The sequence below is a fragment of the Pseudoalteromonas sp. MEBiC 03485 genome (assembly GCF_004195145.1).
Lineage (GTDB): Bacteria > Pseudomonadota > Gammaproteobacteria > Enterobacterales > Alteromonadaceae > Pseudoalteromonas > Pseudoalteromonas apostichopi.
Genome location: NZ_SGBT01000001.1, coordinates 2,363,025 through 2,386,748, shown reverse-complemented (window position 1 = coordinate 2,386,748; position 23,724 = coordinate 2,363,025). Strand labels below are relative to the sequence as shown.

23 protein-coding genes are annotated in these 23,724 nt (G+C 41.4%); 10 read left to right on the top strand and 13 right to left on the bottom strand.

The annotated features are described in order from the left end of the window. Positions 1-26: 26 nt before the first annotated feature. Both EVU92_RS11100 and EVU92_RS11095 read left to right on the top strand, forming a co-directional pair. Positions 27-1,355, top strand: a complete 1,329-nt coding sequence (locus EVU92_RS11100; protein WP_130051270.1) for a sigma-54 dependent transcriptional regulator — start codon at positions 27-29, stop codon at positions 1,353-1,355. Next, positions 1,355-2,656 carry an ATP-binding protein gene (locus tag EVU92_RS11095; protein WP_130051269.1) on the top strand — a complete coding sequence of 434 codons (1,302 nt, stop codon included), beginning with the start codon at positions 1,355-1,357 and terminating at the stop codon, positions 2,654-2,656. The genes EVU92_RS11100 and EVU92_RS11095 overlap by 1 nt, the downstream gene beginning before the upstream one ends. Positions 2,657-2,724: 68 nt before the next feature. On the opposite strand, the gene EVU92_RS11090 is transcribed toward EVU92_RS11095, so the two are convergent. Beyond that, positions 2,725-3,063, bottom strand: coding sequence for a Grx4 family monothiol glutaredoxin (locus EVU92_RS11090; RefSeq protein ID WP_054551536.1), 339 nt, complete (start codon positions 3,061-3,063; stop codon positions 2,725-2,727). A 264-nt stretch (positions 3,064-3,327) separates the two neighbouring features. On the opposite strand from EVU92_RS11090, the gene EVU92_RS11085 reads away from it, so the two are divergent. The 5 genes from EVU92_RS11085 (at position 3,328) to EVU92_RS11065 (ending at position 9,806) form a co-directional block, all read left to right on the top strand. After that, on the top strand, positions 3,328-3,909 hold the full coding sequence (locus EVU92_RS11085; RefSeq protein ID WP_054551537.1) for a Fe-Mn family superoxide dismutase: 582 nt from the start codon (positions 3,328-3,330) through the stop codon (positions 3,907-3,909). A gap of 239 nt (positions 3,910-4,148) precedes the next feature. Beyond that, complete coding sequence (locus tag EVU92_RS11080; RefSeq protein WP_130051268.1) at positions 4,149-6,071, top strand: PrkA family serine protein kinase; 1,923 nt, start codon at positions 4,149-4,151, stop codon at positions 6,069-6,071. A gap of 26 nt (positions 6,072-6,097) precedes the next feature. Continuing rightward, positions 6,098-7,384, top strand: a complete 1,287-nt coding sequence (locus tag EVU92_RS11075) for a YeaH/YhbH family protein (RefSeq protein WP_130051267.1) — start codon at positions 6,098-6,100, stop codon at positions 7,382-7,384. 20 nt (positions 7,385-7,404) lie between these two features. Then, on the top strand, positions 7,405-8,919 hold the full coding sequence (locus EVU92_RS11070) for a SpoVR family protein (RefSeq protein WP_130051266.1): 1,515 nt from the start codon (positions 7,405-7,407) through the stop codon (positions 8,917-8,919). Positions 8,920-8,924: 5 nt separating this feature from the next. Next, positions 8,925-9,806 (top strand): universal stress protein, encoded by an 882-nt coding sequence (locus EVU92_RS11065; RefSeq protein WP_130051265.1) that lies wholly within the window; start codon positions 8,925-8,927, stop codon positions 9,804-9,806. A gap of 50 nt (positions 9,807-9,856) precedes the next feature. On the opposite strand, the gene EVU92_RS11060 is transcribed toward EVU92_RS11065, so the two are convergent. Both EVU92_RS11060 and EVU92_RS11055 read right to left on the bottom strand, forming a co-directional pair. Beyond that, the gene (locus EVU92_RS11060; protein WP_130051264.1) at positions 9,857-10,819 is read right to left on the bottom strand and encodes a diguanylate cyclase; all 963 of its coding nucleotides are present in this window, start codon (positions 10,817-10,819) and stop codon (positions 9,857-9,859) included. 3 nt (positions 10,820-10,822) lie between these two features. Further along, positions 10,823-11,827: a response regulator gene (locus EVU92_RS11055; protein WP_130051263.1), complete on the bottom strand. Its 1,005-nt coding sequence runs from the start codon at positions 11,825-11,827 to the stop codon at positions 10,823-10,825. 205 nt (positions 11,828-12,032) lie between these two features. On the opposite strand from EVU92_RS11055, the gene tpx reads away from it, so the two are divergent. Further along, positions 12,033-12,614: a thiol peroxidase gene (tpx, locus tag EVU92_RS11050; RefSeq protein WP_130051262.1), complete on the top strand. Its 582-nt coding sequence runs from the start codon at positions 12,033-12,035 to the stop codon at positions 12,612-12,614. 80 nt (positions 12,615-12,694) lie between these two features. On the opposite strand, the gene adk is transcribed toward tpx, so the two are convergent. From adk to EVU92_RS11005, 10 genes are all read right to left on the bottom strand, one after another. Further along, positions 12,695-13,339 (bottom strand): adenylate kinase, encoded by a 645-nt coding sequence (gene adk, locus EVU92_RS11045; RefSeq protein WP_036967590.1) that lies wholly within the window; start codon positions 13,337-13,339, stop codon positions 12,695-12,697. A gap of 179 nt (positions 13,340-13,518) precedes the next feature. Further along, entirely contained in the window at positions 13,519-15,432 is a 1,914-nt protein-coding gene (htpG, locus tag EVU92_RS11040; protein ID WP_130051261.1) for a molecular chaperone HtpG, read from the bottom strand. A gap of 160 nt (positions 15,433-15,592) precedes the next feature. Beyond that, complete coding sequence (recR, locus tag EVU92_RS11035) at positions 15,593-16,201, bottom strand: recombination mediator RecR (protein ID WP_063705901.1); 609 nt, start codon at positions 16,199-16,201, stop codon at positions 15,593-15,595. Positions 16,202-16,211: 10 nt separating this feature from the next. Next, the gene (locus EVU92_RS11030) at positions 16,212-16,538 is read right to left on the bottom strand and encodes a YbaB/EbfC family nucleoid-associated protein (RefSeq protein ID WP_036967566.1); all 327 of its coding nucleotides are present in this window, start codon (positions 16,536-16,538) and stop codon (positions 16,212-16,214) included. A 59-nt stretch (positions 16,539-16,597) separates the two neighbouring features. Further along, positions 16,598-19,045, bottom strand: a complete 2,448-nt coding sequence (dnaX, locus tag EVU92_RS11025; RefSeq protein WP_130051260.1) for a DNA polymerase III subunit gamma/tau — start codon at positions 19,043-19,045, stop codon at positions 16,598-16,600. Between the two features lie 3 nt (positions 19,046-19,048). Continuing rightward, the gene (apt, locus tag EVU92_RS11020) at positions 19,049-19,594 is read right to left on the bottom strand and encodes an adenine phosphoribosyltransferase (protein WP_130051259.1); all 546 of its coding nucleotides are present in this window, start codon (positions 19,592-19,594) and stop codon (positions 19,049-19,051) included. Positions 19,595-19,745: 151 nt separating this feature from the next. Further along, positions 19,746-19,868, bottom strand: a complete 123-nt coding sequence (locus tag EVU92_RS21820) for a hypothetical protein (RefSeq protein WP_254907726.1) — start codon at positions 19,866-19,868, stop codon at positions 19,746-19,748. A gap of 91 nt (positions 19,869-19,959) precedes the next feature. Beyond that, positions 19,960-20,712 (bottom strand): putative DNA-binding domain-containing protein, encoded by a 753-nt coding sequence (locus EVU92_RS11015; RefSeq protein ID WP_256854835.1) that lies wholly within the window; start codon positions 20,710-20,712, stop codon positions 19,960-19,962. Continuing rightward, a complete protein-coding gene (locus EVU92_RS11010; protein WP_130051258.1) occupies positions 20,705-21,568 on the bottom strand; it encodes a DUF692 domain-containing protein in 864 nt (287 codons plus the stop codon). The genes EVU92_RS11015 and EVU92_RS11010 overlap by 8 nt, the downstream gene beginning before the upstream one ends. Positions 21,569-21,624: 56 nt before the next feature. Next, on the bottom strand, positions 21,625-22,176 hold the full coding sequence (locus EVU92_RS11005; protein ID WP_130051257.1) for a hypothetical protein: 552 nt from the start codon (positions 22,174-22,176) through the stop codon (positions 21,625-21,627). Between the two features lie 172 nt (positions 22,177-22,348). On the opposite strand from EVU92_RS11005, the gene EVU92_RS11000 reads away from it, so the two are divergent. Together EVU92_RS11000 and EVU92_RS10995 are read left to right on the top strand one after the other, a co-directional pair. Beyond that, positions 22,349-23,326 carry a tRNA-dihydrouridine synthase gene (locus EVU92_RS11000; RefSeq protein WP_130051256.1) on the top strand — a complete coding sequence of 326 codons (978 nt, stop codon included), beginning with the start codon at positions 22,349-22,351 and terminating at the stop codon, positions 23,324-23,326. 51 nt (positions 23,327-23,377) lie between these two features. Continuing rightward, complete coding sequence (locus tag EVU92_RS10995) at positions 23,378-23,713, top strand: TraR/DksA C4-type zinc finger protein (protein WP_130051255.1); 336 nt, start codon at positions 23,378-23,380, stop codon at positions 23,711-23,713. The last annotated feature ends 11 nt before the right edge of the window (positions 23,714-23,724 follow it).

The window sequence follows — 23,724 nt, the reverse complement described above, 5'->3', positions numbered from 1 at the left end:
ATTAGGAAAATAACTAAAACAATTATATGGAAAAAATACTTATCGTCGATGATAACCCAGCCATCTTGGATGCGTTGTCATTATTACTTGAAATTCACGATTTTGAGGTCGTTACAGCAAGCAATCCTCTTGAGGCAATTCAAGCTGTGCAATATCAACGTATTGCGCTTGTTATTCAAGACATGAACTTTACCGCCGACACAACCTCAGGCGAAGAAGGCAAAGAGCTCTTTTATGCCTTACGAGACATTAACCCTCATTTACCAATTATCTTGATTACCGCATGGACTGAGCTGTCAACAGCCGTTGAACTCGTAAAAGCGGGTGCAGCTGATTATCTACCGAAACCATGGGACGATACCAAGTTACTTACCTGTGTAAATAACCTGATAGAGCTGGGTAAAGTAAAACAACAAAACGAAACCTTTACCCGCCACCAGCAAGAACGTGATGCATCTGTGCATAACGCTAATTTAGTGGGTCTTATATATAAAAGTACCGCTATGGAGCACATTGTTAATCTTGCAATTCAAGTTGCTAAATCGGATATTTCGGTGCTTATCACTGGTCCTAACGGCAGTGGCAAAGAGCGAATTGCACAAATAATTCAGGCTAATTCATTATTAGCAGACAAACCCTTTATCACTGTTAATGCTGGCGCCCTGCCAAGCGAACTGATCGAAGCTGAGCTATTTGGTGCAGAAGCCGGTGCGTATACAGGAATTACTAAACAGCGTATTGGTCGTTTTGAAGCCGCCGATGGTGGCACCCTATTTTTAGACGAAATTGGTAACTTGCCACTCTCTGGGCAAATGAAACTATTACGCATTTTACAAACCGGCGAATTTGAACGCTTAGGTTCAACACAAACACGCAAAGTGAATGTTAGGGTAATTTCAGCAACCAATGAAGATTTAAGTCATGCAATTAAAACTGGTCAGTTTCGTGAAGATCTTTACTACCGTTTGAATGTCATTGAGTTAAATTTGCCAAGCCTTGCTGATCGCCCAGATGACATTTTAGCTTTGGTCGCACACTTTTTACCTGAGCGAGCATTCTCACTCAGCACAGAAAAAGCCCTACTTGCCCACAGCTGGCCTGGTAATGTTCGCGAACTTGAAAATGCCTGTAAACGTGCTGGGGTTTTAAAGCCCACAGGGATGATTGAGCTTGCCGATTTTGGCTTACAAGTTGAAGTAAATAGCCCCGCACAAACAAGAACAGAGCCAAACAAGCAAGAGATTGAACTTGCCATGCGCGAGTACCAAGGTGTTATTGCGAAAGTGGCTCGTCATTTTGGATTAAGTCGCCAAGCCCTTTATCGTAGACTTGATAAATTTAAGATTGATTATTAATGACAACACAGCGTTTTTCGTTTCGATATAAAATCATAACCTTATGTATTACAGCGTCTGTATTGCCGCTGATATTGGTTTGTTACTTTTCGGGCATAAGCTTGTTTTACAGCATTTTAGCTCTACTTGCATGCGTGTTGATAAGTGCTCTTTTTGCCGCCCAGTTATCTGCCCCGCTCATTGATGGAATGAACTCTCTCGAAACCGGGCTACTTAATTTTAAAGATGGCGAGCTGGCTACATTATTAGCATATGAGGGCAGTGATGAGCTTGGCGATTTATGTCGGCTTTATAACCAAACTGCAAAACAGCTTCGCCAAGAAAAACAATGGATATATCAGCGAGAGCTGATGCTCGATAAAGTTTTACAAAGCTCGCCACAAGCAGTGCTTTTGACTAACGACCAAGGTTTTATCGTTTATAGCAACCACAGTGCACGCAGCTTACTCGATGCTAAATCAGCTCTTGAAGGCGCTAAACTTGAACACTTTTTAGAATCTAGCTGTGAGCAATTAACGCGTGCGATTCACAAAGGGGTCGATGGTTTATTTACCCTTGATAAAGAAGACCAAGAATCGCAAACTTGGCATATGGCGACAGGCCGATTATTACTTAATAATCAGTTTCACCAACTGTTTGTATTTAAACAGCTCACTCGCGAGCTAAGCCGCCAAGAAGTTGAAGTGTGGAAAAAAGTCATTCGCATCATTAGTCATGAGCTGAATAACTCACTCGGCCCAATGTCATCCATGCTTCATAGCGCTCAGTTATTAACTAAAGAAGTCGACGAGCCACGCTTGAAGCGGGTCTTTACTACCATTGAGGACCGCATCAAGCATCTTAATGAGTTTGTGCAAGGTTATGGCAAATTTGCCAAGTTACCAACACCGCAACTATCGACGGTTAACTGGCATACTCTTATTGAACAGCTAAAAAGCCAGTGGCAGGTTGATGTATCACTTGATGAGGGTGTAACAACTGAAGCTGATCACACACAACTAGAACAATTACTGATCAACCTATTAAAAAATGCCTATGAATCAGGTTCTAACCCTGAAGATATCAATTTAACTGTGCAACAAGAAGCAAACGGCACTCACATCACAGTGAGCGACAAAGGCAAAGGCATGAGTGAAGCTGTGATGGCTAATGCGCTTATCCCCTTCTATTCAACCAAGACAACTGGTAGTGGCCTAGGTTTAGCACTTTGCAGAGAAATAGTTGAAGCACACCACGGGCAAATTAGCCTACACAACCGCGAGCAAGGTGGCTTAAGCGTGCATGTTTTATTACCCTCATAATGCCTATAAGCAATAATATTGGTATAAAAAAAGCCGCAATCAGCGGCTTTTTTCTACACTAAATTCGATTATTCAGCGTCTTTTTCTTTGTACTTTGCAGCTGTTTCAGTAATTAGTGGTTGTAATTCACCACGCTGAAACATTTCGATGATAATGTCACAACCACCGATAAGCTCGCCTTCTACCCATAATTGTGGGAATGTTGGCCAGTTTGCGTATGCAGGTAACTCTGCACGGATGTCTGGGTTAAGTAGAATGTCAACGTAAGCAAACTGCTCACCACAAGCCATAAGTGCTTGTGATGCTTGTGAAGAAAAACCACAGTTAGGTAACTTTGGTGATCCCTTCATGTAAAGAAGGATTGGATTTTCAGAAATTTGCTGTTTAATTTTATCGATGGTTTCCATTTACAACCTCAAAAAAGACATTGGCTTACTACATTGGCCTTGAAAAAGTTTCACTGTGGCCTCAGATATATAACTTAAAATCGGCATTCGTAGCCACAATTTTAAATAGTCTTTAGCAATAGCATTGCTGTTTGCTAAAACTTGAGTAAAATACTCAACAATTATAGTAACACTATAATACCACTTGGTATAGGGAAGTACGCTGTTTACCTTGCTATTACCTATAACTGAGTGGACTATCAACCAAGAAGATGGAGATAAAAAATGGCATTTGAACTACCGTCACTACCATACGCAATCGATGCATTAGAGCCACATATTTCAAAAGAGACTCTAGAGTTTCACCACGGTAAACACCACAACACTTACGTTGTGAAATTAAATGGTCTGATCCCAGGCACAGAATTCGAAAACAAATCTCTAGAAGAAATCGTATGTTCTTCAGAAGGTGGCGTATTTAACAATGCTGCACAAATCTGGAACCACACTTTCTACTGGAACAGCCTATCTCCAAACGGTGGTGGCGAGCCTACTGGCGCAATCGCTGACGCGATCAATGCTAAATGGGGTTCTTTCGACGCATTCAAAGAAGCGTTAAACGATAAAGCAGTAAACAACTTTGGTTCAAGCTGGACTTGGTTAGTTAAACTAGCTGACGGCACACTTGATATCGTAAACACGTCAAATGCTGCAACTCCATTAACTGATGAAGGTGTTACACCAATCCTAACTGTGGATCTTTGGGAACACGCTTACTACATCGATTACCGTAACGTTCGTCCAGATTACCTAAAAGGTTTCTGGGCATTAGTTAACTGGGACTTCGCGAACGCTAACTTCGCTTAATCTTCTGTTACTAACAGTAATCCAAAAAAGACGCTTCGGCGTCTTTTTTATTGCCATTGCACGCCCCCTCTAAGTCGCAGCCAAGTCCTCAGCCAAAAAGCGTAATCAAGATGAGCTTTTTTCAATTAAATTCTTAATTTTCTTGCGCAAAAATTCAAAATCGTGACTAAGCTTTAATTAGCCTTTGCTTTTCTCTTAATCTAATTACACGTCATTTTAGCGGGTTTTCGGAGGTCTCTATGAGTATTTTTGAGCATTACCAATCACGATACGAAGCAGCGCAAGAAGAAGAATACAGTATTGAGGAATTTCTCGAAATCTGTAAGAAGGATAAATCAGCTTATGCCAGCGCACCTGAACGTCTATTGATGGCGATCGGTGAGCCGGAAATTATCGACACATCGACCGATGCGCGCTTAAGCAGGCTGTTTTCAAATCGCGTAGTTGCACGCTACCCTGCATTTCACGATTTTTATGGTATGGAAGATGCCATTGAACAAATCGTCTCTTACTTAAAGCATGCTGCGCAGGGCTTAGAAGAATGTAAGCAAGTGCTGTATTTACTTGGCCCAGTAGGTGGTGGTAAATCATCAATTGCTGAAAAGCTTAAATATTTAATGCAACAAGTACCAATTTACTCAATAAAAGGCTCGCCCGTCAACGACCACCCTCTAGCGTTATTTGACCCAAATGAAGACGCTGAGCTTTTAGAAAAAGAATACGGTATTAAGCCACGTTATTTAAAAACAGTGATGTCACCATGGGCTGCAAAACGCTTAAGTGAGTTTAATGGTGATATTAGCCAATTCAGAGTAGTTAAGCGCTACCCATCAATTTTAAATCAAATCGCAATTGCCAAAACAGAACCGGGCGATGAAAACAATCAAGATATTTCAGCTTTGGTAGGTAAAGTAGATATTCGCCAGCTAGAGCACTTTGCGCAAAACGACCCTGATGCATATGCATACTCTGGTGCCCTTTGCTTAGCAAACCAAGGCTTAATGGAGTTTGTGGAAATGTTTAAAGCGCCAATCAAGGTGCTACACCCACTGCTTACAGCCACTCAAGAAGGCAACTACAACGGCACAGAAGGTATTAGTGCCCTACCGTTTAATGGCATGATATTAGCTCACTCAAATGAATCTGAGTGGCAAACATTTAAGAACAACAAAAATAATGAAGCATTTTTAGACCGTGTTTACATCGTCAAAGTACCTTATTGTTTACGTGTGTCTGAAGAAGTTAAAATTTACAATAAACTACTTGAAAACAGTGAGTTACATGATGCACCATGTGCACCCGGCACATTAAAGACACTGGCGCAATTTACCACACTTTCGCGGATTAAAGAGCCAGAAAACTCAAGCATTTATTCAAAAATGCGAGTCTATGATGGCGAAAGCTTAAAAGACACCGACCCAAAAGCTAAGTCGTATCAAGAATACCGCGACTACGCCGGTGTTGATGAAGGCATGACAGGGCTATCTACCCGCTTTGCGTTTAAGATTCTATCGCGGGTATTTAACTTCGATACCACAGAAGTAGCTGCTAACCCCGTGCACTTATTCTATGTGCTGGAGCAGCAAATTGAGCGTGAGCAGTTTACTGCCGATGTTGAGGAGCGTTACTTAAGCCACTTAAAAGGTTACCTCATTCCTCAGTACGTTGAGTTTATCGGTAAAGAGTTACAAACGGCGTATTTAGAATCTTATTCTGAATACGGACAAAACATCTTCGACCGTTATGTCACTTATGCAGATTTCTGGATCCAAGATCAAGAATATCGTGACCCAGATACAGGCCAGCTATTTGACCGTGCAGCACTCAATGCAGAGCTTGAGAAGATTGAAAAACCTGCGGGTATTTCAAATCCTAAAGATTTCCGTAATGAAATTGTCAACTTTGTATTGCGTGCGCGTGCACACAACCAAGGCAAGAACCCGCTTTGGACCAGTTACGAAAAACTTCGCACTGTTATTGAGAAAAAAATGTTCTCAAACACTGAAGACCTACTGCCTGTTATTTCTTTCAATGCGAAAACCTCGGCTGAAGATCAGAAAAAACACGAAGACTTTGTCAATCGTATGGTTGAGAAAGGCTATACCCAAAAACAAGTACGTTTACTTTCTGAATGGTATTTACGCGTTAGAAAATCGCAGTAAAAAACGTTTGTTTTAAGGGGGTTGTTATGGCGCATTTTATTGACCGACGCCTGAATGGAAAAAACAAAAGTACCTTGAATCGTCAACGGTTCATCAGGCGTTATAAGAAACAGATTAAAGAAGCGGTATCTGATGCCATTAATAAGCGTAGCGTAACCGATACTACCAGCGGCGAGAGTATTTCTATTCCGCAACGTGATATCAGTGAACCTATTTTTCATCAAGGACGTGGCGGTGACCGTGAACAAATCCACCCAGGTAATGATCAATTCTCTACGGGCGATAAAATCAAGCGGCCGCAAGGGGGTGGTCAAGGTGGAGGCAGTGGCGAAGGTGAAGCCAGTGACTCGGGTGAAGGACAAGATGACTTTGTATTCTCTATTTCAAAGGATGAATACTTAGACTTACTGTTCGAAGATCTTGAACTGCCTAACCTACAACAAAATCAGCTAGATAAACTCGTACAAATGAAAACCCATCGTGCAGGTTTTTGTAATGATGGCATGCCAAGCAATATTGATATAGTGCGCTCATTACAAGGCTCACTTGCTCGCAGAGTAGCAATGACCGCAGGCAAAAAGCGCCACCTTGCTGAGCTTGAAGGTCAGTTAGCGTTGCTAAAAGCAGAGGAAGAACCAGACAAAGCTGCCATTGCGTTACTCGAACGTCAAATTGAGGAACTACAAAGTCGCATTAACGCAGTGCCATTTATTGATAATTATGACCTACGTTTTCGTAATTATGAAAAACAGCCACATCCTACAAGCAAAGCAGTGATGTTTTGCTTAATGGATGTCTCAGGTTCGATGGACCAAGCTACTAAAGATATGGCAAAACGCTTTTATATTTTGCTTTATCAATTTCTAACCCGCAGCTACAAAAATATAGAAGTCGTCTATATTCGCCATCATACCCAAGCGAAAGAAGTAGATGAGCAAGAGTTTTTCTATTCTCAGGAAACGGGTGGCACAATTGTATCGAGCGCATTAAAGCTAATGAACGAAATTATCGCTGATCGCTACAACCCAGAAGAGTGGAACATTTATGCAGCACAAGCCTCTGATGGCGACAACTGGGCAGACGACTCACCGAACTGTGGCGAAATTTTACGTAATAAACTACTAAAGGCGGTGCGCTATTACGCCTACATCGAAATTACAGCCCGTGCCCATCAAAGCTTGTGGCGAGAGTATCAGTCGATAGCGCAAACCCACGACAATTTTGCAATGCAACATATCCGGGGCGTTGAGGACATTTACCCTATTTTCCGTGAATTATTTAAAAAGAATCGTCAGCAGCAAGGCGCCGCATAGCCTTGCGAGTGAGGTAAAGTATGGCCGATAAACGTATTAGTGACGGTCCTGATTGGACCTTTGATTTATTAGCAGAGTATCAAACTGAGATTGAGCGGGTTGCGAAAATTTATAAACTCGATACCTACCCAAATCAAATTGAGGTGATCACCGCAGAACAAATGATGGATGCCTATTCCAGTGTAGGGATGCCGATTGGCTACAGCCACTGGTCGTATGGTAAAAAATTCATTCAAACAGAACAAAACTATAAACGAGGACAAATGGGCCTCGCTTATGAAATTGTTATTAACTCAGACCCTTGTATTGCTTATTTAATGGAAGAAAATACCCTACCAATGCAAGCTTTGGTAATGGCTCATGCTTGCTATGGCCACAACTCGTTTTTTAAAGGTAATTACTTATTTAAAACCTGGACCGATGCCAGCTCAATTATCGATTACTTGTTATTTGCAAAAAATTACATAGCTAAATGCGAAGAAAAATACGGCATTACCGAGGTCGAAAACCTGATTGATTCATGTCATGCCCTTATGAATTATGGTGTAGACCGTTACAAGCGTCCGCAACGAATTTCACTGTATGAAGAACAAAAGCGCCAACAAGAACGTGAAGATTACCTACAATCACAAGTGAATGAACTTTGGCGTACTATTCCAACCTCACAGCAAGAGTCTAAAAAGCGTGAGCGCCGCTTTCCTGATGAGCCACAAGAAAACATTTTGTACTTCATCGAGAAAAATGCCCCGCTGCTTGAGTCATGGCAACGGGAAGTCATCCGTATTGTTCGTAAGATTTCTCAATATTTTTATCCACAAAAACAAACTCAAGTTATGAATGAGGGCTGGGCAACATTTTGGCATTACACCATTTTGAACCACCTTTACGATGAAGGAAAACTCACAGATGCCTTTATGCTCGAGTTTTTACAAAGCCATACAAATGTAGTGTATCAACCACCATACAACAGTAACTATTATTCAGGTATAAACCCTTATGCCCTTGGCTTTAACATGATGGTTGATATCCGCAGAATGTGTGAAAACCCAACTGATGAAGATAAAAAGTGGTTCCCTGAATATGCAGGCAGCGATTGGTTAGAGACGCTGCATTTCGCAATGCAAAACTTTAAAGACGAGAGCTTTATAAGCCAGTTTTTATCGCCGAAAATAATTCGTGATTTTAAATTATTTACCATTATTGACCATGAAAAAGAACCGACTCTTAATGTGGGGGCAATTCATGATGAGCTAGGTTATCAACAAGTTCGTGAAACGCTTTCGGCTCAATATAACTTAAGTAATCTCGAGCCAAATATTCAAGTCTATAACGTTGATATCAGAGGAGATCGTTCATTAACTCTGCGCTATGTCCCCCATAACAATATTCCCTTAGCTAAATCAAAAGATGAAGTGCTAAAACACCTTTACAGGCTATGGGGCTTTAAGGTAAAACTGGAACAAGAAACCTCAACAGGTGAAGTTTCATTACTGGGTGAATGCCCAAGCAGTGATACCCGACACACAACAGAGTAGCCAAAATGAATAAAAAAATACTGGTGATCATCGACTCAATAGCCGATGCTAAAACGTCTATTTTACATGCAAAGCAAAAAGCCAAAGGCGTTAAGCATATTGATCTTGTTGCTTTTAGTTATGAAGATACCAATAACATTTTATTCTCTATTCCACCAGATGAAGCGCTTGCGATACAAGACAAAGAACTCGCTAAAGTCCGTGCAGCGCTTAGCCCTCTGATCAGTGAGCATCTAGATGACGGCAGTTATACATTGCAAAACCTTTGGCATGAAAGCCCAGTACAGTGGCTTGCAAATGAGCTTGATACGTCAAACTATGATATGGTGATTAAAACCCGTCACATTGACGAAGAAACGCAATTTAGCGAACTAGATTGGCAGCTTATCCGTTTTAGCCCACTCCCCCTTTACCTAGCCGCCGATAACAAATGGCGTAACAATACCAATGTACTCGCGGCTCTTGATTTAGGCAGCGAAAAAGCCACTAAATACTGTTTAAACGAGGCAATTATTAAAGCAGGTTTGGCCTATGCTAAAGACTACGAAAGCGAATTTTATGCGTGTTATACCGTGCACGTGTCACCATTTTTACGTGATTTAGGCATTGTATTTTCAGATGAACAAGTGACAAATGCTTTTGAAAAACTCCCCGTCGCGCAGCGTACCTTAATTGAAGCGCACGACTTAAAAGAAAAACTAAAAATCAAAGCTGGTGTGGTTGAACAAGTGATTCCAAGTGTTGCAGCAAAATTAAATGCTGATTTAGTGATTATGGGCTCGGTTGGTAATACAGGTATTAAAGGTCATTTAATTGGTAATACTGCTGAAAAGGTCATGAAGCTACTTAAAACAGATATTCTCGTTTTACCGCCACTTGGCATTTAATCGGCAAAATCTTAAGAAAATTAGTATAAAAAAGGGGCTTTTGCCCCTTTTTATAAATCTGTATAAGCAGTAACCATGTTACGGCCATTTTCTTTAGAGTGATACAAGGCTTTATCTGCCGCTTCAACCCACTTTTCGTAGCGATCAAACTTTTCGTCAAAGCAGGCAAAACCAATACTGACCGTCAGTTGAATTTGTTTGCCATCAAAGTATATTGATGAGTTCTCAATCAGTGTTCTTAATCGCTCAGCAAAAATATGCGCACCTTCATGATCAGTATCTAGCAAGGTTACCGCAAACTCTTCACCACCATAGCGGCCAGCTAAATCGGTTTCACGCAAAGTCTTACGCAGAAGGTCAGCAATATGACGCAACGCCTCATCACCTCCGCGATGGCCATGCTCATCATTAACCTTTTTAAAATGATCAATATCAAACATCAACAAACTGCTACACCCGCCACTGCGAACAATACGCATATACTCTTTACGTAATTTTTCTTCCCAATAACCACGGTTGGTCAGTTTAGTCAGCGCATCTGTTCGACTCATTTGTTCAAGCTTACTGTTGGCTTCTTCTAGCTCTTTTTTGTTTACAGCTTCATCCGTTACATCATAAATAATGATACAGATATGCGACACTTCACCTGTGGTCGTTGTCAGCGGAATAAAGGTAGCATTTTGATACATATGATCCGCTTTACCGGTAATTGGGCGGTAGTTTTTGAAACGGAAAATATATGGCTGCTGCTCCCAAATAGTAAATGAACGATTATTTAGTATGAACACAGACTCTGATTTACTGCGAAACCACTTTTCATCAATTGATGGAAATAAATCAAACAGATCTTTATCTTTCACCGCGCTTGGTAGCAAGCCTGAATGGTTTTCCATAAAACCATTCCAGATGCATACTTTGTAGTCTCTATCGAGCACTACTAGGCCTACATCAACGGTATTAAACATATCCATTAACCAATGGAGTTCATTCATATTAAAATCGGCTGCAGGCATAGTTTAGTCTTCTAATAAATAAGCTACTTTGTACTTAAGGGTTTTAAGTGAGTCCTCAGTGAACAGCAACATCAAATCACAGTTAATATTGTGATTTTCGATGCCATAGCTGATCTCAATCGCCAGTGTTCGTTGCCAGCGAGATTTATTGGCTTTTACTAAATCGGTGACATCACAATGCTGCCCTAGCACCACAGGATGACCTTGGCTAAAACGCATATCTAGCTGTTTAGAAAGCCCTGATAAAATCGCACCGATCAGAATGTTGCTCACATCCATTAACAGCTCAAGCTCGACATTATCGTTTAGCTCACCTTCGTAATTCATCAATGACGCGATTTCTTTAAAACTTGAATCGTTTAAAAGTAGTAATGCTTCGCCAGATACTCCACCGCCGATAAAACCTTGGCATACACCCGATGTAGTTGCATTAGCATCAATAGAGCGCAGAGCCATATCAAGCTCATTTACTTCTAATACATTTACATTAGGGATAGGCAGCTTTACGAATACATTAAGAAGACGCGCTAATAAGTCCCCTGCTTGCCCCATAGCGACGTTAGTGAGCTCTTGATAGATATCACGCACATCAGGGTCAACTTGCTCACCTAGCTTATTAGCAAGGCGCTCACGCATGGCTTTATCTTTAATACCATGGTGTTCGATGATATTAGCGAGCTTTTCCGCAGAGCAAGGTTTTTGAATAAAGTCGATGGCACCTAACTCTAGCACTCGTTGATGCGCATTAGGTTGAATATCACCAGACACAACCACGGTGAGAACATGAAGGTCCTGTTCTTGAATGGCTTGAAGCACTTCATAGCCATCCATTTCAGGCATGTTTAAATCGAGAAATAGAATTTCTGGCTGAATTTTTTTAATCTGCTCAATACAGTGCACACCATTTTCAGCGAACTCAACTTTAATATCCCAATCATCGGGTAAAGAGCGCGCTAATTGTCGACGTGCTAACTTTGAATCATCACAAACTAATACCGATGTTGACATACCTTCTCTCTAAATACGCACTTTTAACTAGATACTAACTAGTGCCAGTAACTTTATTATTATTTTTCTATATAAAAAATCGGTTCACGAACACATGTTAATCAAACTATTGGTTATTTACAATTTTAAATTGTACTAATCCTTTGAGCCACTCTATGAGTATAATACACTGATGTTAAATGCGTTAATTTGAAGGAATCTTATTATGTTACGTCCGCTAATATTTGCACTAGGTGCTGTATGCACGTTTAGTTATGCTGGTGATTTATCAGAAAATAGTTTAGATGCAGGTAAGGTTTCTGCCCAATCTAAGCCGGTCACTTTACTAGGTCAAGGTGTTGAAGTTGGTCAAAAAGCGCCTAATTTTAAAGTAGTAGATGGCAGCTTTACACCTGTCACACTAGATAACTACCAAGGTCAAGCAGTGCTTTTAAGCGTAGTGCCAAGTTTAGATACGGGTGTGTGTAGTATTCAAACCAAACACTTTAATGAAAAAGTAGCTACTGAGTACCCAAGTGTTGCTATGCTTACCTTAAGCGCAGATTTACCGTTTGCACAAAAGCGTTTTTGTAAAGCCGAAAATATCGACAAAGTGGTGACTTTGTCTGACTCAGTGTGGCGTGACTTTGGTAAGAACTACGGTTTGATTATCAAAGATATGGGCTTATTAACCCGTGCAGTGTTTGTGTTAGATAAAGAACATAACATCGTTTATAAGCAGCTAGTTGATAATTTATCAAAAGAGCCTGATTACGACGGTGCCATTGCGGCATTAAAGAAACTGTAAAGCGCAATTTTACTTGCAGTGAGACAGACACAAAAAAACCGCCCAGAGGCGGTTTTTTATTTGTGATTCTAAAAGGTAAATTAACCTAGTAGCTCACCAAGTTGTTGGCTAACAGCTTCAACAGCTTGAGTACCGTCTAATTTGTGGTACTGAGTGTTGCCTGCTTTTGCTTCAGCTTGGTAGTAATCAACTAATGGTTTAGTTTGGTCGTGGTAAATACCTAAACGCTTACGTACTGTTTCTTCAGTGTCGTCATCACGAATGATTAGATCTTCACCTGTGATGTCATCTTTGCCATCGACTTTAGGTGGGTTATAAACAACGTGATAAACACGACCAGAACCAGGGTGTACGCGACGGCCGCCCATACGCTCAACGATGATTTCGTCAGCAACGTCAAATTCGATAACGTGATCAACTACCACGCCATTCTCTTTCATTGCATCTGCTTGAGGAATAGTACGAGGGAAACCATCTAGTAAGAAACCTTTTTCGCAATCTGGCTTAGCGATGCGCTCTTTAACTAGACCGATAATAATTTCGTCAGATACTAATTGACCTGCATCCATTACTTTTTTAGCTTCAAGACCAAGTGGTGTACCTTCTTTGATTGCTGCACGCAGCATATCGCCCGTAGAAATTTGTGGAATACCGTATTTGTCCATCAAAAACTGAGCTTGAGTACCTTTACCTGCACCCGGCGCGCCCAAAAGAATAATGCGCATATCATTGTCCTCTGTGTGATACTAATCTTAAAAATGGTCGATCAGTGGAGTTTTGTTTTTAGAGCCTGAATTCTTCCACAACTAAGGCTATACCTCAAGTAACTTATACCAATTGCCTATATTAGCGGCAATAAAAAAGGGAGCCTTGCTCCCTTTTCCAACTCATTATGCTAAAACGCTTATTTGCTTAAATCTAGCATAAGTTTATTCAAACGAGTTACAAAGCCTGCAGGGTCTTTTAAAGTTCCGCGCTCAGCTAGTAAAGCTTGATCTAGAAGTACTTGTGACCACTGGGAAAACTTGTCTTCATCTTGTTCAACATTTAAGTGTTTAACAAGCTGATGCTCTGGGTTAAGCTCAAAAATTGGCTTTTGCTCAGGCACAGTTTGACCAACTGATTCCATTAACTTTTGCATTTGTGAGCTCATATCATGCTCATCAGCAACAACACATGCAGGAGAGTCCGTTAGACGATGCGTAAAGCGTACGTCTTTAACGTTATCACCTAGTGCTGTTTTAATACGCTCAACTAGGCCAGCAACTTCTTTTTCTGACTCTTCTTGCGCTTTTTTCGTTTCTTCGTCATCCATGTTGCCTAAATCTAAGTCACCACGGGTAATTGACTGGAATGACTTTTCGTTGAACTCTGTTAAGTAGCTCATCATCCACTCATCAACACGGTCACTTAGTAGCAATACTTCGATGCCCTTCTTACGGAAGATCTCTAAGTGTGGTGAGTTTTTCGCTGCAGCGAATGAATCAGCAACTACATAGTAAATCTTATCTTGCTCTGGCTTCATACGCTCAATGTATTGTTCAAGCGATACATTTTGTGTGCTTTCATCAGTATGTGTAGAAGCGAAACGCAGTAGCTTAGCAATGGCTTCTTTATTTGCCATATCTTCCGCTGGGCCTTCTTTTAACACCTGACCAAATTCGTTCCAGAAAGATTGATAATCTTCTTCGCGGTTTTTCGCCATGCGCTCGAGCATTTTAAGTACGCGCGATGTACAACCTTTACGGATTGCCTGTGTTACTTTGTTGTCTTGCAAGATTTCACGCGACACGTTAAGTGGTAAGTCGTTTGAATCAAGTAAACCTTTCACAAAACGTAGGTAGCTTGGCATGAACTGCTCTGCGTCATCCATAATGAAAACGCGTTGCACATACAGTTTTAAACCTGATTGACGCTCACGGTTCCATAAATCGAAAGGTGCTTTTTTCGGGATGTATAACAGGCTAGTGTATTCTGTTTTACCTTCAACCTTGTTATGTGCCCAGCTTAGTGGCTCTTCCCAATCATGACCGATATGCTTATAAAACTCTTTGTACTCTTCGTCTGTTACTTCTGACTTATCACGAGTCCATAGTGCTGTCGCGCGGTTAATACCTTCCCACTCGCCTGGCTGTGCTGGAATCTTCTCGCCATCAGGACCTTCAGATTCAGGTACTTCTTCTTTATACATTTCAACAGGAATCGAAATATGATCAGAGTATTTAGTTACGATACTACGTAAACGGAACTCATCAGCAAACTCTGTTTCGTCTTCACGAAGGTGAAGAATAATTTCGGTACCGCGTGATGGTTTATCAATCTCTTGTAATGTGTACTCACCTTCACCTGCAGATTGCCATTCAATACCTTGGCTTTCACCTGCTTTACGAGTACGCACTGTTACTTTATCAGCAACGATAAATGCTGAGTAAAAACCAACACCAAATTGACCAATCAATTGTGAATCTTTGCTTTGGTCGCCTGTTAGGTTTTGGAAAAACTCTGCAGTGCCAGATTTTGCAATGGTACCTAGTGAATTAATCACATCTTCACGGCTCATACCAATACCGTTATCAGTAATGGTGACCGTGTTTGCTTCTTTATCGGCACTGATACGTACTTTTAGTTCCGCATCATTTTCATATAAATCGCCATTAGAAAGCGCAAGGAAACGTAATTTATCTGCCGCATCTGAGGCGTTTGATACAAGCTCACGTAGAAAAATCTCTTTATTAGAGTAAAGAGAATGAATCATCAGGTTTAATAGTTGTTTGACTTCTGTTTGAAAGCCTAATGTTTCTTTTTGTGCTGCAGTCATTGTGTAAATCTCCAATTAACAAAGTGTCTAATCTGCACTATGACTCTTTATATGGGGTAGGCTTTTGGAACTTCAAGGCAAAAAATTAAATTCGCGGGTAAATTAGGGGTTAAACACAAAAAAGCCTGCTTAAAGCAGGCTTTTGATACCATTTTCGGTATTAGTTTTGGTTTACGGCGCGTCGTCCGCTAAATGCGTGCATAAGCGTCATACCATCGAGTAAATCGAGCTCACCACCAACAGGGACACCATGAGCTATCCGAGATGCACTCACCTGATACTTATGACAAAGCTCTGCAATATAGTGGGCTGTGGTTTCACCTTCAACACTTGGATTGGTTGCTAGGATCACCTCATTAATGCCACCTTGTTGCAACTTGCTTTCAAGAATATCAAGGCCAATTTCTTTTGGTCCTATGCCATCAATTGGCGACAAATGACCCATTAAAACAAAGTAAAGGCCTTGGTACTGACCAGTTTGCTCAATAGCAAGTACATCGGTTGGTGATTCAACCACACACAATAAACCACTATCTTGGCGTTTAACACTAGAACAAATATCACACACAGCTTGCTCTGTAAAAGTACGACAAGATTGACAATGCCCTACTTCATCCATTGCTTTAGTTAATGCATGGCCAAGTTGTTTACCACCTTGACGGTCACGCTCAAGCAAATGAAAAGCAATGCGCTGTGCCGACTTAGGGCCTATGCCTGGCTGGCATCGTAGCGCTTCAATTAGCTGTGTTAAACTAGGAGATAGTTGCATACAAAATCACTTAGAATGGCATTTTCATACCTGGTGGTAATTGCATACCGCCAGTTACTTTGCTCATGCGCTCTTGCGTTTCTTCAGCAACACGACGTACAGCATCGTTACACGCTGCCGCTAGTAAATCTTCGATCATGTCTTTGTCGTCTTCCATTAGGCTTTCATCTAACTCAACACGACGTACATTGTGGTTACCAAGCATAGTTACTTTAACTAGGCCTGCACCTGCTTCACCTACTACTTCAAGGTTTGCGATTTCTTCTTGGGCTTTTTGCATGCGCTCTTGCATTTGCTGCGCTTGCTTCATCATGTTACCCATTCCACCTTTAAACATAACTGTCTCTCTTTCTAAACTACTTTAATTGGCATGAAGATAAGGGCTATTGTAACGAATTACAATGCCTGAATACTGTTTTCATCGATTATAGCGCTAAATAACTGTTGAAATTGCACTATGTTTTCGTCGCTATTTATTACATCAATTGCTTGTTGATGACGTCCGGCATCGATTTTTTGCTGAATCAAATACGGTGAGTCAATTACGCCATCAGCAAACTCGATACTAAGCTCTACATTATGACCGTAAATTTCACTTAATGCAGCATTGAGCTTTTGCCTTAGCACTGCGCTGTCTAAATGGCGCTGTGACGAGTCAACCTCAATGTGCAGTCGGTTATTCTGCTTGGTAAAAATTGAATGCAGTGCAAATTGGCGCATCCGTCCGCCGAGCCCCATGCGCTTTATTAAATACGCCCATTCATCTTGTTCGTGTGCAAATTTAATACTGCTGATCGGACTTTCAAAATCATCAGGGACCGGAATACTGGCTTCTTCTACTACTGGCTCTGGCACTTTTTGCGGGTTGATCTGCTCAAGCAGCTCAGGCGCTAAGTTTTCAGTAATTGTTTGATGCTTTTCTCTAAAGTCGACTTTTTTTACTTTATTACTGCTCTCCCCCGTTTGCTGGGGGATGGGCTTTTTTACTTCAGCAGCCATTGCTTGCTGCTGAGGCTGAATATTGGTCGTGGCTGTGCTTTGTTGCGCTGGCGGCTCTGCTTTGGGCTTCGCTTCAGGTTGTTGTTCTGCTTTAGCATTCGTTTGCGTTGCAGCACCACTTAAACGCCCAGCACCTGAGATATTGCGGTCTTGTAAAATACGAGCAATGGCCGACTGCGCCTGACTTTGCTGCTGTTGTAATTGCACTGGTGCAGTTTGCTGTTGCTGAGGTGCTTCATTTGCAGTAAAGCCCTGATCATAGGCGCTATTCATCACATCATCGTATTGCGCAGCAAGTGATGAGTCCATTTGTGCATCATGATCGTCTATATAATCTTGCGAAGAATACTCCTGTGGAGAGTATTCAGCTGCAGGTACTTGCTCTGAGTAGCTTTGCTCTTGCTGTTGTGGCGCTGGTTCAACTTCAGCGGTCATTGCAGTTTCAACAGATTGCTGAGGCTGTTGTTCAACACCAGGCTGTACTACCGCTGTTGCTTCAACTTGCTGGTCAGGCTCTTGGCTATGCACTGTTTCTGCTTTAGCTGCTTGAACAGGTTCAGCTTCAATAGGCTCAGCTTGAATTTGCTGAGGCTCTGAAGGAACAGCAGTTGTCTGTGCAGAGCTTTGTGCTAAAAGTGCTTGCTCTGACACTGCTTGTTCACGTTGCGCCGTTGATTTTTTCAAAATATCACGCAGTGCACCGGCACCACTTGGCTTAACCTGCTGCTGGGTATTCGTTGGTGTTTGGCTTTGTGCAAATTGCGTAGGTTGGAATGCCAACAAACGCAACATAATCATTTCAAAACCTAGTTTAGCATCGGGTGCCCACTGCAAATCTTTTTTACCATTTAATAGCAATTGGTAGTAAACCTGCATCTGCTGTGCATCAGTGGTTTGCGCTACTTGCTCAATAAAATCACGGTTAGTATCATCAAGTGCCGCTGCACTAGGCACGAGTTGCACAAGCTGAATAAGGTGCGTCAGGGCGATTAAATCGTCGAGCAAGGCTACAAAGTTAGGGTTTCGACTTACGACCGCTTTTACTTCTTGAAGTAGTGCATCGCCATCTTGGCACAGTAGCGCCGCTAACATGGTTTGGCTATATTGAGTATCCATCAAGCCAAGCATGGTTTGTACTGCCTGATGATTTATACTGCCGTTGGTTTGCGCAATTGCTTGGTCTGTAAGGCTCAGTGCATCACGCATACTACCATCAGCGGCCTTAGCTAAAATAGACAATGATTTATCATCAAAACTTAGCTGTTCTTGATTAAGAACATGGGCAAGCTGATCATGAATTTCTGATTGCGACAAAGCATTAAGATTAAACTGTAAGCAACGCGATAAAATCGTCACGGGCAGTTTTTGCGGATCAGTTGTCGCTAATAAAAATTTCACATGCTCTGGAGGCTCTTCCAATGTTTTTAGTAATGCATTGAAACTATGCTTTGACAGCATGTGAACTTCATCGATTAGGTATACCTTGTAACGACCACGTGTTGGTGCGTACTGAACGTTATCAAGGATTTCGCGGGTATCTTCTACTTTGGTACGCGATGCCGCATCGATTTCTAATAAATCAATATAACGACCTGCTTCAATGTCAGTACAACTTGAACATTGGCCACATGGCTCTGCAGAGATACCCTTATCGCAGTTGAGGCTTTTTGCGAATATACGTGCGATGGTTGTTTTACCCACCCCACGGGTTCCAGTAAAGAGATAAGCATGATGGAGTCTATTTTGTGTTAATGCATTCACTAATGCTTGTTTAACATGAGACTGCCCCACTAACTCGTGAAAGGTTTGTGGTCGCCATTTCCTTGCTAGAACCTGATAACTCATTAATTATTCGCCTTCGAATTCAACCAACTTTAAGATTTTGATGCCCATCTCAGCAACACGTTGCTCACCACCAAGCTCTGGTAAAGAAACAACAAATGCCGCATCAGTTGCGTTACCGCCTAGTTTAGCAACTAATTTTGCAGTTGCTTCGATTGTGCCACCTGTAGCAAGTAAGTCATCTACTAGTAACACTTTATCACCAGGTACAATTGCGTCTGTATGAAGCTCAAGAATATCTTCACCATACTCTAATTGGTAGCTTTGTGAAATCACTTCGCGAGGAAGTTTACCTGGTTTACGAACTGGAATGAATGGAATACCTAGTGCGTATGAAAGTGGTGCACCAAAGATAAAACCACGAGATTCAGTACCGATGATTTTTGTAAAACCTTGGTCTTTGTATGCTGCGATAAAGCTGTCGATAGTTGCTTTAAATGCGTCAGCATTAGCCATTAATGTTGTTACGTCGCGGAACATAATGCCCGGCTTAGGGTAATCAGCGATCGTTGCAATGCTCTGTTTGATGAGCGTTGAAGTTGCTTGAGTCATAATTATACTGCTCAAAAAGTTTATCTAACAAAGCTCGAGAGTATAACATCACCTTAGTGGAAAGTCGGTAGCAAGTTTCGAAATTAATCACTTAACTACAACAAAAAAGGCTGCATGGTGCAGCCTAGTGTCTTAAATTTGCTTGCGCAGATTAAGATAAAGAAGTGATCCAACCAAGAATAGCGTTAAGGCAGCCAATGCCACCGAATACAGCTAAAAACGCAATGAAATAAGTTGCATTGAACGGATCTTTAAAGTCTTTATCATTCGACATAGTTACTACCTTTATTTAAGCACGACAAAATAAGGTGCACATAATAGTCTAACAGCCCTCATCAATAAAGAGCTTTAGCCGATTTTTAAACCTATGTATTAGTAACCACAACACCGCGCTCTGCCATAGCGCTTAAGGTATTGAGGGCCCCTTGATACAGCTGCTCTTGGCTAAATTGAGGAGCATGCTCTGCAACTGCTTGGCATACATCATTTAAATCTGCACCAGGCTTAGATTCAATAATATTAAGCAGTAATGCGGTCATCGCATTTGTTGATAAAAACTGTACTTCATCATCACTATCACGATAAACCACGAAGTAACTTGCTTGTGCTGTCGGCTCACTTGGTTGATTATCCACACTGATAGTATGAACTGGGAAGCTATAACTTAAATTGCGAGCAAACGAACTTAAATATAATGGGGAGCTTGTCACTTTATGAGCTGATAATTTCACTTCTTGTGCCACCTCTTGAGCAACCGACACATCAAGCTCAACCCATTCATAATGCGCCAGTTCGAACATAAAAGCAGGATCATCACTTTGCATTTCATAGTCATTTGCAAGAAAAGTCAAAAACTCCCCTGCTATATCTAAAAAGTAAGGTGATTTACAGTCATGCATACTAAAGAAATGCCTAATGAGTCTCTGCCAAGCTTGCTCAGTATATAAACTTTTTAGCACTGGGTACGCAGAGCTGACAAAACCATCCACATTATTAAAAAATAAATCGCGGTAAATCGCCATGCGACGCTCTTCAACATCGGCTGGCTTCTTATTATTTTCTGGGTCGCGAATATGCGCCATAAACTCTTGCTGTACTTGCGTAAAATGATTAGGCACTGTGTTTCACCGTTGCTTGATTTCGATGAGCAGCAGCCTCTTGCAACGCTCCAATGGTTCTCAGCTCTGTTAATAATTCACTCATAGGAGGAATATTAAAATCACGCTCTAATAAGGTGGGAAATACCCCATGAATTTCATAGGCTTTTTCGAGCAATTGCCAAACGGGATCGATCACTGGCGCACCATGAGTATCAACGAGTAAATCCTCAGCCTCAGTGTAATGACCAGCAACATGCCCATAGGCAATGCGATTAGTTGGTAATGCTGCTAAGAATTTCCCTGCATCATAACCATGATTAATCGAATTGACGTAAATATTATTAACATCGAGCAGTAATTTACAATCCCCCTCTTCTAAAACCGCATTAGTAAATTCAAGTTCCGTCATTTGTTGACCGGGCGCGCCATAATAAGAGACATTTTCAATTGCAATTGGCTGCTCAAGAATATCTTGAACTTGCCTAATTCGAGAGGCAACATGCTTAATAGCATCTTCAGTAAACGGAATTGGCATTAAGTCGTACATGTGCCCTTCTCCCGAGCAGTAACTTAAGTGCTCACTAAACAGACGAACATTATGCTCTTTAAAGAAAGTTTTAAGCGATTGCACAAACTCAATATCAAGTGCTGAAGGTGACCCAATCGATAACGACAAACCGTGACATACAAAGGCATGTTGCTCGGTTAGCTGCTTAAATTGCTTACCAAATCGCCCCCCAAGCTTTAGCCAGTTTTCTGGTGCAACTTCTAAAAACTCAATGGGTTTAGGAACATCGATAAGCATTTCATCAAGCATTTCTCGTCGCAAACCTAGCCCAATCTGCCCAAAATCAGCTACTGATTCTTTTAACATACTACCTCTCCTACTAAAAAGGGCCTTTACGGCCCTTTCAAAAGCTAAGTGAGCGCTTAGTGGTTAGAACCACATTTACCTTCACCACACTTACCTTCTTTAGCTTTCTTTTTGTCTGCGCCACATTTGCCTTCGCCGCACTTACCTTCTTTAGCTGCTTTTTTAGCTGCTTTTTTGTCTGCGCCACATTTACCTTCGCCGCACTTACCTTCTTTAGCCGCTTTTTTGTCTGCGCCACATTTACCTTCGCCGCACTTACCTTCTTTAGCCGCTTTTTTGTCTGCGCCACATTTACCTTCGCCGCACTTACCTTCTTTAGCTGCTTTTTTGTCTGCGCCACATTTACCTTCGCCGCACTTACCTTCTTTAGCTGCTTTTTTGTCTGCGCCACATTTACCTTCGCCGCACTTACCTTCTTTAGCCGCTTTTTTATCGCCGCCACACTTGCCTTCTCCACACTTACCTTCAGCCGCGTCTAACTGATACCCTGCTTGCATTTGCTGAAATTCAAATGGATTCGCGTTCGCATCAGTGGCTGCAAAACTTGACGCACCTACTACAACTGCACCTAATGTTAATGCAATTGAATTTTTCTTAACTGTGTTCATTCGATGACTCTCTTTTTTATAAAGGGTTATTAAACAAGACCTGTGAACTACAAATATCTTTCATTTTTTTCTAATTATTTTCTGAAAGTGCGCAGAAAGCAAATTACGATTTATAAAACAATCTAGAACAGCTAGAATACGCGTCCTAATTTTTGATAAGTAAACAGGTATCATGCGACTAGTTTTAGCACCGATGGAAGGTGTTGTAGATTTTAAAATGCGACAACTCCTAACTGATTTAGGTGGATTTGATTTATGCGTTACAGAGTTTGTTCGTGTCGTCGAAGACACGCTACCCGAGCGCGTGTTTCATCGCTATTGTCCTGAGCTAAAAACAGGTGGCTATACCCGTGCAGGTACACCTGTACGTATTCAATTACTGGGTCAAGTTGCCAATGCTTTAGCTGAAAATGCAGTTAAAGCAATACGCCTAGGCTCACATGGAATCGACTTAAACTTTGGTTGCCCTGCTAAAACGGTAAATAAAAGTAAAGGTGGTGCGGTACTTTTAAAAGACCCTGAGCATATGTACGAGATAATCAAAGCCGTACGTGATGCTGTCGACCCACGCCATGAGGTGAGTGCAAAAATCAGACTTGGCTTTGATGATGATAGTAATAGCCAAGAAATTGTTGATGCTGTTGTAAGCGCAGGCGCTTCAAGTCTTGCTATTCATGCCAGAACTAAACGAGATGGTTATAACCCTCCTGCTTACTGGGAAAAAATCCCCCCATTAATCAAAAACAAGAATATTTCAGTAGTTGCTAACGGTGAAATTTGGCAAGTTAAAGATGCTATACTTTGCCAAAAAAGAAGCCATTGCCAAGACTTAATGCTTGGTCGTGGCGCACTAGCAATGCCTGATTTAGCAAAACAAATAAAGTCACATGCACAAAACGAACATTATACTCCTATGTTATGGGAGCATGTGATATACCACATTATTCATTCATCAATGCACCAAGACGAAAGTAAATGTGAAAAGTACTTTGCTTCTCGAACTAAGCAATGGCTCGGTTATTTAAAACGCCAATACCCACAAGCAAGCGTACTTTTTGATGAGATACGTCGCTTAAAAGCCAAAGATGAAGTAGCTGATGTGCTAAGAAAGTATGCCAAAGCGCCGAGTATTGATACAAATCATAATTAGCAAACGGATTTTGTTTGATAATACTAGTATTGCCCACTTGGAAGAAACGCGATGAACAATACTGAAATTCAAACAAAGTTATCTGCGGAACTTGCGCAGGTCAGACAACGTTTACTTGATATGCTGGCTAATTCTGAACAAAGCTATCATCAGCAACTACTATCGCAACTTAAAGATAACCCTCCTTCGGATTGGTTAGAGCTGACAGCAAATAACCTTGGCTCTGAATATCAAATATTGATTGCTCGGATAGAAAAGTTGGAAGCAGCACTTTGCCAAATTGATATCGGGCAGTATGGCTATTGCTGTGATTGCGAAGAAAAAATCGATGACGAACGTTTACTTGCAGATCCTGCAAGCCAACGTTGTCGGCGTTGCGCTCCATAGAGCGCAATGCT

Bases quoted from the DNA above. Each gene is read 5' to 3' on its own strand.
- EVU92_RS11000 (WP_130051256.1), top strand. From the start codon at position 22,349: ATGCGACTAGTTTTAGCACCGATGGAAGGTGTTGTAGATTTTAAAATG.
- EVU92_RS11085 (WP_054551537.1), top strand. From the start codon at position 3,328: ATGGCATTTGAACTACCGTCACTACCATACGCAATCGATGCATTAGAG.
- EVU92_RS11005 (WP_130051257.1), bottom strand. From the start codon at position 22,176: ATGAACACAGTTAAGAAAAATTCAATTGCATTAACATTAGGTGCAGTT.
- EVU92_RS11060 (WP_130051264.1), bottom strand. From the start codon at position 10,819: ATGCCTGCAGCCGATTTTAATATGAATGAACTCCATTGGTTAATGGAT.
- EVU92_RS11065 (WP_130051265.1), top strand. From the start codon at position 8,925: ATGAATAAAAAAATACTGGTGATCATCGACTCAATAGCCGATGCTAAA.
- EVU92_RS11010 (WP_130051258.1), bottom strand. From the start codon at position 21,568: ATGTTAAAAGAATCAGTAGCTGATTTTGGGCAGATTGGGCTAGGTTTG.
- EVU92_RS11095 (WP_130051269.1), top strand. From the start codon at position 1,355: ATGACAACACAGCGTTTTTCGTTTCGATATAAAATCATAACCTTATGT.
- EVU92_RS11070 (WP_130051266.1), top strand. From the start codon at position 7,405: ATGGCCGATAAACGTATTAGTGACGGTCCTGATTGGACCTTTGATTTA.
- tpx (WP_130051262.1), top strand. From the start codon at position 12,033: ATGTTACGTCCGCTAATATTTGCACTAGGTGCTGTATGCACGTTTAGT.
- EVU92_RS10995 (WP_130051255.1), top strand. From the start codon at position 23,378: ATGAACAATACTGAAATTCAAACAAAGTTATCTGCGGAACTTGCGCAG.
- EVU92_RS11090 (WP_054551536.1), bottom strand. From the start codon at position 3,063: ATGGAAACCATCGATAAAATTAAACAGCAAATTTCTGAAAATCCAATC.
- EVU92_RS11080 (WP_130051268.1), top strand. From the start codon at position 4,149: ATGAGTATTTTTGAGCATTACCAATCACGATACGAAGCAGCGCAAGAA.
- dnaX (WP_130051260.1), bottom strand. From the start codon at position 19,045: ATGAGTTATCAGGTTCTAGCAAGGAAATGGCGACCACAAACCTTTCAC.
- htpG (WP_130051261.1), bottom strand. From the start codon at position 15,432: ATGACTGCAGCACAAAAAGAAACATTAGGCTTTCAAACAGAAGTCAAA.
- EVU92_RS11030 (WP_036967566.1), bottom strand. From the start codon at position 16,538: ATGTTTAAAGGTGGAATGGGTAACATGATGAAGCAAGCGCAGCAAATG.
- adk (WP_036967590.1), bottom strand. From the start codon at position 13,339: ATGCGCATTATTCTTTTGGGCGCGCCGGGTGCAGGTAAAGGTACTCAA.
- EVU92_RS11075 (WP_130051267.1), top strand. From the start codon at position 6,098: ATGGCGCATTTTATTGACCGACGCCTGAATGGAAAAAACAAAAGTACC.
- EVU92_RS11100 (WP_130051270.1), top strand. From the start codon at position 27: ATGGAAAAAATACTTATCGTCGATGATAACCCAGCCATCTTGGATGCG.
- EVU92_RS11055 (WP_130051263.1), bottom strand. From the start codon at position 11,827: ATGTCAACATCGGTATTAGTTTGTGATGATTCAAAGTTAGCACGTCGA.
- recR (WP_063705901.1), bottom strand. From the start codon at position 16,201: ATGCAACTATCTCCTAGTTTAACACAGCTAATTGAAGCGCTACGATGC.
- apt (WP_130051259.1), bottom strand. From the start codon at position 19,594: ATGACTCAAGCAACTTCAACGCTCATCAAACAGAGCATTGCAACGATC.
- EVU92_RS21820 (WP_254907726.1), bottom strand. From the start codon at position 19,868: ATGTCGAATGATAAAGACTTTAAAGATCCGTTCAATGCAACTTATTTC.